Below are 11,885 nucleotides of genomic sequence, written 5' to 3' on the forward strand. Positions count from 1 at the left end.
CCATCGCGGCGCTTTGGTGCGAAAACGTGAGGGGGCCGTGCAACTCCAGACGGATTAGCGCGCAGGAACTCGTGCAAGGAACGCCTGCGAGGAAGTCGCTGACACCATCCGTTCTCGTGTGTTGTGGCCGCTTGGAGGGTGAAAACCGGGAGTCGCATGTCGGATAGCAGCACTGCACCAACCTCGTTTCAGTTTCGCGGTTCGTCGTTCGACAGCATGATTGAAACGCTTGGCGGCGCCTTTGGCACATTTGATGCCGAGCCTATCAGCCAGGCCCGGGATTTCCGTTGGGGGATTGATCTTTCGGTGTCTGACAGCGCCGTGTTGATCACCGGTTATCACCAGACCGATTTCCAGTTCCATATTGAGCCAACCGCCGATACGGCAGAGTATTTGTCGATTGTCGTGCCTCGAAGCGGCGGCATGGGAGTGACCTATGGACCCCGTACGGCCGAGACGGGACAAGGAGGATTGCTTCTCTACAACAATTTCGAACCGAACAGCGTTATCATGCGCGGCGAAGAAAACGTTGTAGACGAGCTGCTGATCAATTGGTCTGTCGTCCTGCAGACATTGGGTCAGACTTTCGAGGCGCCTTTCGACGGCTCTCTCGACCTGTTGCCCGAGGTGAGCTTGTCTACGCCGGCCGGCCAGTTGATCGGCAATCTCACGGAAACGATAATGGGCGGCATACGCAACAATGGCCCCCTGCTGCAGTCGCCGATCGCCATGGCGCATGTCACGCAGGCGTTGGCAGACGTGGTGGTGCGTCTGGTCCCCCACCGGCTGTCGCATTTGCTGGAGAAGAAGCCGTGCCTGATCGCCCCTCGCCACGTCCGCCGGGCGATCGAGTTCATGCAGGCCAATATCAATCAGCCGATCACGATGCCAAGGGTCGCCGAAGCGGCGGGCGTATCCGTCCGGGCCCTCGAAACCGGCTTTCGTGCGTTCAGGGACACCACGCCTGCCGCCTATCTCCTCAGGCTTCGTCTGCGCGCCGCACGACAGGACCTGCTCGACCCCGAGAACAATCAGGCGATGAGGGAGATCTGTCTGAAATGGGGCTTCTTTCATTTCGGGCGGTTCTCCGCTGTTTACAAGGCGACGTATGGCGAAAACCCTTCCGACACAAGACGGCGCGTGGGCAGCTCCAGTTGGGTGCGCTCCGAGGTTGTGAAGCAACTTTGAGAAGAGCAGCGCTTCGGATGTACCCGAGCGAGATGGCTTGGATTCACCTGGCGGCTATCAATCCCTTCTCGACCGTGGGCGCGACAGCCGTTACAAACCCGCCTGCTTAGCCGGAACGAAAGCCCCGAATTTCTTCGAGAAGACGGGCATCGATCTCGATCTCATCCGCGTCATTGGGCGCCTCCACAGCCCATCCGCTGCCGGGAATGTGAACCCCGAGTTCCTGCAGACGGCCGAAATGGTCAGCGCTGCGAAGCGCAAAGGATGGATCGATGGCGGCGGGGGCGATCGCGATGACCGTCAAGCCCACATTCGGAGGCTCATTGCCGGAGCGAAAGTTTCCCGCATCGAGGGACCATGCTGCTCCGGAAAGTCCGGCTGACAGGACTTCGACAAGCAGCGCGATATTGGCGCCCTTGTAACCTCCAAACGGCAGGAGTGCGCCAAGAATGGCTTTGGCGGGATCGGTCGTCACTGCTCCCGCCTCGTCGGTCGCCCACCCTTCGGGAATGGCGACGTTGTCTGCGGCTGCCCGAACGATGTTCACGAATGCCGTGGCGCTGGCAGCCTGATCGATAATCAGCGGAGCCTGCGGTGCCGGCAAAGGAGCCCCGAAAGCGAGTGGATTTGTACCGAATACCGGCTTCCCGCCGGCCGCGGCGGCCATCAAAGCGTGCGCATTCGCAAGGGCCATCGACACCAGGCCTTCAACGGCAAGACGTCGGACATAGTAGCCCAGCTCGCCGGCGGTGTAGCTGTTCCTCTGCGAAAAGATTGCCACGCCGAATGTTCGTGCCCGCTTGACCAGGTCCTCGAACGCTAGATCGAAGCCGAGCTGGGCGATTCCGCCCTTTGCGTCGGAGTGGATGAAAGCGGGCAGCGGATGCTGCATGCGCGGTTGTGCCTTTCCGTCGATGCGCCCCTCTACGAAGCTCCTCAGGTAATCGATGAAATGGGGAAGTCCCACCTCGGGCCGGCCGCGAAGCGCAGCGGACAAGGTCGCTTCGACGAGCGACTTCGCTGTCGCTGCACTTGCTCCGCATGCCAGACAGGCATCCGTTGCTATGTTCCGGATTTCCGCGACAGATAGTCTTGCCTTCTCCTCCGCCATCACAACTCCAATGCGACCTTCCTGCCTTCGTAGAATGCGTAAGGGGCTTGGCGCGGAGCCGCGCAGTCACCGATCTGAACGAATGGTGTGGCTTGAGCTTCCAACGCTTCGGCCAGCCAGTTGGCCGGCATGTTTGTCGTGGCAAGGACGAGACAATCTGCCTCGACGAAGGACCGTTCTCCGCTGTTGTGGTCCACAACTGTTGCGCCGTTGCCGTGCCATTCGAGAGCGCTGGCTTCCAACAACCATTTGACCCTGAGCTTCTTCAGGATGCGCCGAAGCGGCACGTCGGCCGTGGTGCGCTGGAGTTCCTTGCCGATGAACGAGTCCGGCGAAAGAATGATGACTTCGTGACCGTCCTCGGCGAGCTTCCACGCTGTGCCGCAGCCGCGCCAGCCCCCGCCCTCATCGAGGAGCAGGATGCGCTTTCCAGGTCTTACCTGTCGAGCCATAACGGCCTCGACGGCGAACACGTTGCCTTTCTCGAGTCCAGGCAGTGTCTCACTTGCGGGCAGCGCCTTCTGAAACCCCGTTTCAGGTGAATAGGAGCCGGTCGCGAGGATGACGGAATCGGCGCCGTAATCCTGGATATCGGAAGCCTCCACATAACAGTTGAGACGCACATCGATTTTCAGCTTCTCCAGTTGGCGTTCATACCACTGGATGAGATTGAGGATCTGCCCGCGGCGAGGCTGCATTCCGGCGAGCAGGAAGTTGCCGCCGAGCCGGCTGGAAGCTTCCGCAAGAATAACCCTATGACCCCTTTCCGCTGCGACCCTGGCCGCTTCGAGGCCAGCCGGTCCGCCGCCCACGACGAGAACCTTCCTCGGCTCCGCCGCTGGCGTAAATCGATCGCCACCCCATTCAAATTCCCTTCCCGCGGACGGGTTGATAAGACAGCTTATCCAGTAGTCGCGCGAACGCCTGCCCCAGCACATCTGATTGCAGGAGATGCAGCCCCGGATGTCGTCGGCACGGTCTTCGCTTGCCTTTCGCGCGAGATGGGGATCGGCTATCTGGCCGCGAACAATGGATACGAGATCCGCCGCACTTTCGCCAAGCACGGTCTCGGCATTTTCGGGCGTCCGAATGTGGCTTTCGGCGATCACCAGTGCCTTCTTTACGGTGCGTTTGAGCGTTGCCGAAAGGTCGGCCCCAAGCTTTTCGGGGTAGAGGAAGGTCGGCATCAGCTTATGGAAATCCAGATAGCCACCCGAACCGCATGTCACGTAGTCCATCAGCCAGAGTTCGTCATGAAGTTGGACGATTTCGGCAAGCTCGTCTCTGGTGAGCGCCACGCTGTAGTCCGGTTCGTCGCTGACAGCGAGGCCGATGATGAAGTCAGGCCCGCAGGTTGCCCGGATGCGGGCGAGAATTTCCCGCGACATTCTTGTGCGGTTCTCCAGCGAGCCACCCCATGCATCATCGCGACGGTTCGACCATGGCGTCCAGAACTGATCGACCATGCCGAAATAGGCGGCCCATACCTCGACGCCGTCGAAACCAGCCTCCCGGCACCGGCGAGCTGCCTGCACGAAACCGTCGATCGTTTCCCAGATCTCCGCCTCGCTCATCGGATGCGAGCCGTCGCTATCGTGATAGCTCGGAAAGCCCGAAGGGGACCAATGCGGATGGAAGGAGTTGTCCGAATCGCCGTGGGCACCGACATGGTAGAGCTGCTGGATGGCGACCGCTCCGTTGTCCTTGATGGCGCTCGCCACTTTCTTGAAATGCGGGATCACGCTGTCATCACAAGGTCTGAAGTTTCCACGCGTCAGGACCGCGGCGCGATGGACTGGCATCGGTTCCACCACGATCATGGCCGCTCCGCCGATCGCCCGCTCGGCATAGTAGGCGACGTGCCGGTCTGTCGGCAGGCCGCCTTCGGCCATGTTCGCCGTATGGGCACCGAACACGATCCTGTTTCTCAAGGCGTGCGGCCCCAACGCTACGGGTGAGAACAGGCGAGGGAAGAGCTTGGACATCCGGATTCTCCGCAAGTGCGAATGAATGGAGAGGCGGCGCCGCGGTCCTCCTCGCATCAGATCTCATGGGTGCTGCGACTTCTGTCGAGCCTGAACGACGCCGCTCTGAGCCTACAGTGCCCTCGTCAGGGAGCCACTGCCCTAGATTACGGAGCTCTGCGAGTTGACCATCGCACCCGCGAGCTGACGCAGGTTGACCATACCAAGTTGCTTCCCGTCTTGCCTGACGACGGCGACGTCGTTATCCGGGCCGTGAGCAATCATCCGAATTGCATCCTCGATGGTGGTACCCGCCGGTATGGTCGTGCCGTTCGGCGAAAAGCCCGGATGCAAGGGCGCCATGACGGCCTCGACGTGGACGACCCTGCCCCGGTTGACCTCCTTGACGAAGTTCGCCACGTAGGCATCCGCCGGCCACAGGACGATGTCCTGGCTGGTACCCTGCTGAATGACCTCGCCATCGCGCAGGATGGCGACCTGGTCTCCGAGCCGAAGTGCCTCGTCGAGGTCATGGGTAATGAAGACGATCGTCTTCTTGATCTCCTTCTGCAGGTCGAGAAGGACGGTCTGCATGTCCGTGCGGATCAGCGGGTCGAGAGCCGAATAGGCTTCGTCCATGAGGAGGACCGGGGCGTCGTTGGCGAGCGCCCGGGCCAGGCCGACGCGTTGCTGCATGCCGCCCGAAAGCTGATTGGGGTACCTGGTCTCAAAGCCCCTGAGACCGACGCGCTCGATCCATCTCATGGCAATCTCGACGGCCCTGGAACGCGCCATGCCCTGAATCTCGAGGCCGTAGAGCGTGTTCTCGAGCACGTTGCGGTGCGGGAGCAGCGCAAACTTCTGGAACACCATGGCGGTCTGCTGCCTGCGGAACCCGCGCAGCTCGGATTCGCTCATCTTCACGACGTCGACGCCATTGACCAGAACCTCGCCGGCCGTCGGGTCGATCAGGCGGTTGATGTGCCGGATCAGTGTCGACTTGCCCGACCCCGAGAGCCCCATGATCACCTGGATGCACCCCGAAGGTATCTCGATGTTGATGTCCCGCAAGCCCAGGACATGCCCGTGCCGCTCGTTGAGTTCGGTCTTGGTCAGACCTTATGGACCGCGTCGACGTACGACTCAGCGTTGGGGCCGAAGATCTTGTAAAGGTGACGGATCTTGATGCCGCTGAAATGCTCAGCCATGGACGATCTCCCGGTGCTTCTGGAGTCTCTTGCCATATGCCTGGCTGACCCGGTCGAAGATGATGGCGATGCCGACAATGGCAAGGCCGTTGAAGATTCCGAGCGTGAAATACTGGTTGGCAATCGCCTTCAGAACCGGCTGGCCGAGACCCTGGACTCCGATCATCGAGGCGATGACGACCATTGCAAGCGCCATCATGATGGTCTGGTTGATGCCGGCCATGATGGTTGGTAGTGCCAGCGGTAGTTGCACGTTCCTGAGCTTCTGCCAGCTCGACGAGCCGAAGGCGTCGGCCGCCTCGAGAACGTCCTTGTCGACCAGACGAATGCCGAGGTCGGTAAGCCGGATCATCGGCGGGATCGCATAGATGACCACCGCGATCAGCCCCGGAACCTTGCCGATACCCAGCAGCATGACGACGGGGATGAGATAGACGAAGCTCGGCATCGTCTGCATGACGTCGAGCACCGGGTTCACCAGCCGCTGCAACCGGTCGGACCGAGACATCAGGATGCCGGTCGGAATGCCGATGGCGATCGACAGAAGGGTGCAGACGAAGATCATCGAAACCGTCCGCATCGTGTCGTCCCACATGTCGAGATAGCCGATGGCCAGCAGGGTCACAAGACAGCCCAACACCACCTTCCAGCTCCTGCTCGCACCCCAGGCAATCGCCAGGACGATGAGCGTGATGATCGGCCAGGGCGTCTGCGTCATGAAACGTTCGGCTGCGATCAGAAAGTGCTGCAAGGGTGAGAAGAAACCCTCGATGGCATCGCCATAGGCACGCGTGAACCCACGGAATCCTTCGTCGATGGCCTTCTTCAGGCTCCGAAGGGAATCGTCGTTCATGTGCGGGAATTCATAAAACCAGTCCATTCGGTTCCCCTTTTTGAAGAAGCCGTCGCAGTCTTTTTGATTTTATCGGCGAGTGAGCGGTGCGCCTTTGGCGCACCGCACGCAGTTCGTTTAAAGCGCCGCCTTGACCTTCTCGGCGACCTCCGGAGAGACCCACTTCGTCCAGACGTCCTCGTTCTCCTCGAGGAAGTGCTTCGCACCTTCTTCGCCGCTGGCCTGGTTGTCGGTCATCCAGGCCATCAGCTTGCTGACCGTTTCGTTGCTCCAGGAGCGCTTATTGAGATAGTCCATGACCTCGGGACCGACCTTCTCCGAGAAGGGCTTGGCCACCAGCGTCACGATCGTGTCGACCGGCCACGCACTCGGCTTCGGATCGGGGCAGTCGGCAACGGTAATGCAGCGCTTCCACTCCGCTGGGTCGTTCGGAACGCCTGGTTCCAGCTTGATCATTTCATACTTGCCGAGGAGGGCCGTCGGTGCCCAGTAGTAGCCAAGCCACCCTTGCTTGCGTTCGTAGGCCTTGGCGATAGAGCCATCGAGGCCAGCCGCCGAACCGGTGTCGACCAGCGTGAAGCCCGCCTTTTCGCCCCCGAACGCATTGTAAAGCTGCGTCGTCACCACCGTACCGCCCCAGCCCTGCGGGCCATTAAAAATAGCACCCTTCGTCGGGTCCTCCGGATCGGGGAAGAGTTCCGGGTGCTTCAGCGCATCGCCAATGGTTTTGATATCCGGATGGGCGTCGGCAATGTACTTCGGAATCCACCAGCCCTGGACGCCGCCATCGGGCAGTGGGGAACCCACCTTGATGATCCGGCCCTCGTCCGTGCCCTTCTTGACGACATCGGGCAGCAGGTCGATCCAGGCTTCCGGCGCGATGTCGGGCTGACCCTTTTCCGCCATCGAGGTGATCGTCGGCACGGTGTCGCCGATGGTTATCTCGGCACTGCAGCCGTAGCCTTCGTTGAGAATGATCTTGTCCAGGTTCGAGAGGACCTCGGCGCTCTGCCAGTTCATGCTGGCGATCGTGACGCTCCCGCACTCCGCGGCATTCGATACCGATGCTCCACCAATGAGGCCAAACACCAGACATGTAGACGCAAGCAGCTTTTTCATTAGACGTTCCCACTTTTTCTTTGCGGCGCTTTAGGGGGAGCGGGGTGCCGCGTTTACCCGCCCCGACGGAGGTCAGGCGCTTTGTCCCATACTCACCGATTTCGTAAGAGCGGCTTGAAGTCCGCCGGCGACGGCGGCCTCAAAGCCGGCGGCGCGCATCGCCTCGATGGCTGCCGCGGTCGTGCCGCGATAACTGAGAAATGTTTCGACCGTTTCTGCGGGACATCCCTCGCGCAGTTCGAGCAGGCGTCCGGTTCCGATCAGGACGGCCACGACCGCACGACGGGCAATTTCCGGGGAGAGGCCGCGCTCCACCGCATCCTTCATCATCGCATTCGCCAGGAGGGCGGGGAATGCCGGCCCGGAGCCCGACATGCCGGTCAAATAGTCGATATCGGCTTCGCCTGCCACTTCGTCCGCGCTGCCGCAAGCTTCGAAAATGCGGCGCACGGCGGAGCGATCGCCATCCTTCAAGGCCGACGGCGCGACCCAGGGCGTGTAGGATTTGCCGACCTCGGCGGCCGCATTTGGCAGAGCACGAACGACGCGCCCCGTCTTTAGCTGTGTCGCGAGCTGGTCGAGCCGGATGCCGGCCATGACGGATATGACGAGCTTGCCACCCGCGTCGACTTCCAGCGAAGGCCAGTCATCCGGGCGCACCGAAATGATGATCACATCCGATCGATCGGCGAGTTCCTGATTGTCTCGGGTCCAGAGGCTGCCCTGAAAGCGTGTCGGTTGTTTGCGTCGATAGGACAGCGTGAGGTTTTCAGAGGAGGTGAGCTCTGCATCGAGGATCGCCTGGGCAATGGCGCCGCCAAGCCAGCCGCTTCCGCCAATGATACCGATCTTCAACGTGCTGCTCATCGCCACCCATCTTCGCCGCTATTCGGAGTAGCCGTGCCGCGCGAAGAAGCGATCAAGCTCTCTTTGCTCAGGCGCCTGCCCGGTGAAAATTTCCACGTATTCGGGGATCCGTTTCATGCGGACGGAGATGTCTTCCCTCGTCTGCATCGTAATGTATCCGATCTGCACCAGATAGATCGTACGCGCCCGAACATCGGCATGGGCCACGTCGTAGCCAAACCGCAGGAACATGCGCGACAGAGCATCGAGCCGCTGGTGGTCGGCGTTCTGAACTTCTTTCAGAGTTTCGGGCGACTGGAGGGCCCAGCTCCGCACCGCGAACTCGAATTGAGAGTCGAAAAGTCCGCCATCCAGCCAGCAGTCAAAAACATTCAGCATCGCCTCGGCAACCGTCTCGGCATAAGCCTCGGCCTGCTTGACGAGATTGCCGGTGTTCTTCTCGCGCCAGCGCGAAACCAAGGCATCAAGCAGTTCCTCGCGGTCCTTGAAGAACCAGTAGAAGCTTGTTCGCGAGAGGTTCAGCTTTTTCGCCAGCGGCTGGATTTTTACCGCCTCGACGCCGGCCTCCAGCAGGGACTCGTAGGCCGCGCCCAGCCAGACATCCGCGGAACCGCGCCAACCGCTATCGTTCAAGGTCTGCTCCATGACGCTCTCCTAACAAATCGGGAAGAACCATGCAAGAAAAATGTACACAACTGTCAACTAACATGACTTGCATGATCTCTTTGTTGACACATGTGTACATTTTCAACTACGTTCCTGAACACCTCTAAATCGGAGCCCGGCAGATGTCGAACGATCCCCTCCTGCAGCCCTACAAGCTCAAGCATCTCACCCTGCGCAACCGCATCATCGTGACCGCGCACGAGCCCGCCTATCCTGAAGACGGGATGCCGAAGGAGCGGTATCGCGCCTACACTGTGGAACGTGCGAAGGGGGGCGTGGCGATGACCATGACCGCCGGTTCGGCCGCCGTCTCGAAGGACAGCCCGCCGGTGTTCAACAACCTGCTCGCCTACAAGGACGAGATCGTACCCTGGATCAAGGAGATGACCGACGCCGTGCACGAAGAAGGCGCGGCGATCATGATCCAGCTCACCCATCTCGGTCGGCGGACGCGGTGGGACAAGGGTGAGTGGCTGCCGGTTGTCGCTCCGTCGCATCACCGCGAAGCTTCGCACCGCGCCTTTCCCAAGAAAATCGAAGACTGGGACATCGAGAGGATCATCAAGGATTTCGCCGATGCAGCCGAGCGCATGAAGGCGGGCGGCATGGATGGTGTTGAACTGGAGGCCTATGGTCACCTCCTCGACCAGTTCGCCTCGCCGCTGACGAACGAGCTCGACGGTCCATACGGCGGATCGCTCGACAACCGCATGCGCTTTTGTTTCGACGTCCTGAAGGCGATCCGATCGCGCGTCGGAGAAGATTTCATTTTGGGCGTGCGATACACGGCCGATGAATGTCTTCCCGGCGGGACGGGCAAGGAGGAAGGCCTTGAAATCTCTAAGCGCCTCAAGGAAAGCGGGCTTATCGATTACTTGAACGTTATCCGTGGCCATATCGATACGGACGCCGGCCTAACGGACGTGATTCCGATCCAGGGCATGGCCAATTCCCCGCATCTCGATTTCGCAGGCGAAATTCGAGCCGCTACGAACTTCCCGACTTTCCATGCGGCGAAAATCCCGGATGTCGCCACCGCCCGCCACGCGATTGCGTCTGGCAAGGTCGACATGGTGGGGATGACCCGCGCCCACATGACCGACCCGCATATCGTCCGGAAGATCATCGAGAAACGGGAGGACGACATCCGGCCCTGTGTCGGGGCAAACTACTGTCTCGACCGGATCTATCAGGGGGGCGCCGCCTACTGCATCCACAATGCGGCGACCGGCCGTGAGCTGACAATGCCGCACACGATCGCCAAGGCCGACCGCCGCAAGAAGGTCGTGGTCGTCGGCGCCGGCCCTGCCGGGCTCGAGGCGGCCCGCGTGGCGGGGGAGCGCGGCCACGAGGTCGTCGTCTTCGAAGCAGCTAACGACCCGGGCGGCCAAATCCGTCTGACGGCGCAGAGCGAACGCCGCCGGGAGATGATCAGCATCATCGACTGGCGCATGGGGCAGTGCGAGAAGCTGGGCGTCACCTTCAATTTCAACAGCTGGGCGGAAGCCGAGACCGTCGAGGCCGAAAACCCCGACGTCGTCATCATCGCGACGGGCGGGCTTCCGCATACGGAGGTCCTGTCGAAGGGCAATGAGCTGGTCGTCTCCGCCTGGGACATCATCTCCGGGGACGTCAAGCCGGGCAACAACGTCCTGATCTTCGATGACGCCGGCGACCATGCCGGTCTCCAGGCCGCCGAATTTCTCGCCAATGCCGGCGCCAAGGTCGAGATCATGACGCCTGACCGCTCCTTCGCACCGGAAGTCATGGCGATGAACCTTGTTCCCTATATGCGCTCCCTGCAGAAGCTCGACGTGACCTTCACCGTCACCTTCAGGCTTGATGCGGTTGAAAAGAGCGGTAATCAGCTGATCGCCCATGTCGGCAGCGACTATGGCGGCGTAGCAAAGCAGCGGACGGTAGACCAGGTGGTGATCAACCACGGCACCATTCCGCTCGATGAGCTATATTTCGAGCTGAAGCCCGCCTCGAGCAATCTCGGAGAGATATCGCACGACCAACTGGTGGCCGGCGAGCCGCAAACTGTGGTGCGCAACCGGGAAGGCAAATTCCAGCTCTTCCGCATCGGCGATGCAGTTGCAGCGCGCAATACGCACGCGGCGATCTACGACGCGCTTCGCCTCATCAAGGACATCTGAGGGCAAGGCGGGTCCGGCTGGGCCCGCCGCATCACGACAAGGGACGCGCCATGACACGACGAAGTGAAGTCCTTCAATCGTTCGTCGATGCCGCTTTCGCGGCGTTCGACCAGTTCGCTGAGGCTCCGCAATCGCGCCGCTCGATCCTGCAGATTTTCTCTGCACTCGAGGTGCCGGGCGTGGAAAGGCCAGGTCCTGGGAGTCGGCTGCCGGCGTGTTCCCAGCTCGAAACCGCACTCGCCATCGAGACGGAACACGAGTCGCTGCATAGTCTGGTCGACCGGTTCAAGTGGATCGAACCGCTGCTTGAATGGCGGCGCCGTACGAACGACACTTCGGCCAGCGAGAATTTCGTCGACGGCCATGCCAATGCGATGATCATCGGACCGGGAGGCCTTGAGGATCGGCGGGATCTATGGTTCGGCGTCACAGTGATGGCACCGAATGTCCGCTATCCGGACCATGATCACGCACCCGAGGAAGTCTACCTCGTCCTCTCGGACGGAGAATTCCGGCAGGGGGAGGCCGCCTGGTTTTCCCCCGGCGTCGGCGGTTCCTTCTATAATCCGCCGGGAATCAAACACACCATGCGGTCGCTCGACGCACCGCTGTTTGCCTTCTGGGCATTGCTGGCGGCAGCTCCGGCATAGCAGCAGAAGACGGAATGACATTCACCAGAGGGAACCACGATGAAAATCCTAGTAACGGTGAAACGGGTCGTCGACTTCAACGTCAAGATCCGGGTGAAGG

9 protein-coding genes and 1 pseudogene are annotated in these 11,885 nt (G+C 60.9%); 3 read left to right on the plus strand and 7 right to left on the minus strand.

Going from position 1 to position 11,885, the window contains the following annotated elements:
- Positions 1 to 156: 156 nt before the first annotated feature.
- A complete protein-coding gene (locus CO676_RS23505) occupies positions 157 to 1,188 on the plus strand; it encodes a helix-turn-helix domain-containing protein (protein ID WP_097522843.1) in 1,032 nt (343 codons plus the stop codon).
- Positions 1,189 to 1,294: 106 nt separating this feature from the next.
- On the opposite strand, the gene CO676_RS23510 is transcribed toward CO676_RS23505, so the two are convergent.
- From CO676_RS23510 to CO676_RS23540, 7 genes and pseudogenes are all read right to left on the minus strand, one after another.
- The gene (locus tag CO676_RS23510) at positions 1,295 to 2,299 is read right to left on the minus strand and encodes an Ldh family oxidoreductase (RefSeq protein WP_097522844.1); all 1,005 of its coding nucleotides are present in this window, start codon (positions 2,297 to 2,299) and stop codon (positions 1,295 to 1,297) included.
- On the minus strand, positions 2,299 to 4,284 hold the full coding sequence (locus CO676_RS23515) for an FAD-dependent oxidoreductase (RefSeq protein ID WP_097522845.1): 1,986 nt from the start codon (positions 4,282 to 4,284) through the stop codon (positions 2,299 to 2,301). The genes CO676_RS23510 and CO676_RS23515 overlap by 1 nt, the downstream gene beginning before the upstream one ends.
- A gap of 141 nt (positions 4,285 to 4,425) precedes the next feature.
- Positions 4,426 to 5,471, minus strand: a pseudogene (locus CO676_RS23520) (glycine betaine/L-proline ABC transporter ATP-binding protein).
- Positions 5,464 to 6,351, minus strand: coding sequence for a proline/glycine betaine ABC transporter permease (locus tag CO676_RS23525; protein ID WP_097522846.1), 888 nt, complete (start codon positions 6,349 to 6,351; stop codon positions 5,464 to 5,466). The pseudogene CO676_RS23520 and the gene CO676_RS23525 overlap by 8 nt, the downstream one beginning before the upstream one ends.
- Positions 6,352 to 6,441: 90 nt before the next feature.
- Positions 6,442 to 7,443 (minus strand): ABC transporter substrate-binding protein, encoded by a 1,002-nt coding sequence (locus CO676_RS23530; RefSeq protein WP_014763350.1) that lies wholly within the window; start codon positions 7,441 to 7,443, stop codon positions 6,442 to 6,444.
- A 72-nt stretch (positions 7,444 to 7,515) separates the two neighbouring features.
- Entirely contained in the window at positions 7,516 to 8,310 is a 795-nt protein-coding gene (locus CO676_RS23535; RefSeq protein ID WP_097522847.1) for a pyrroline-5-carboxylate reductase dimerization domain-containing protein, read from the minus strand.
- 18 nt (positions 8,311 to 8,328) lie between these two features.
- Positions 8,329 to 8,955, minus strand: a complete 627-nt coding sequence (locus tag CO676_RS23540) for a TetR/AcrR family transcriptional regulator (RefSeq protein ID WP_097522848.1) — start codon at positions 8,953 to 8,955, stop codon at positions 8,329 to 8,331.
- Positions 8,956 to 9,098: 143 nt separating this feature from the next.
- Here CO676_RS23540 and CO676_RS23545 point away from each other — a divergent pair, with 143 nt between their 5' ends.
- Positions 9,099 to 11,135, plus strand: a complete 2,037-nt coding sequence (locus CO676_RS23545) for an NADH:flavin oxidoreductase (protein WP_014763353.1) — start codon at positions 9,099 to 9,101, stop codon at positions 11,133 to 11,135.
- A 50-nt stretch (positions 11,136 to 11,185) separates the two neighbouring features.
- On the plus strand, positions 11,186 to 11,785 hold the full coding sequence (locus tag CO676_RS23550) for a dimethylsulfoniopropionate lyase (protein WP_014763354.1): 600 nt from the start codon (positions 11,186 to 11,188) through the stop codon (positions 11,783 to 11,785).
- Positions 11,786 to 11,885 lie beyond the last annotated feature (100 nt).

It is taken from the genome of Sinorhizobium sp. BJ1, assembly GCF_002531555.1.
Taxonomy (GTDB): Bacteria; Pseudomonadota; Alphaproteobacteria; order Rhizobiales; family Rhizobiaceae; genus Sinorhizobium; species Sinorhizobium fredii_B.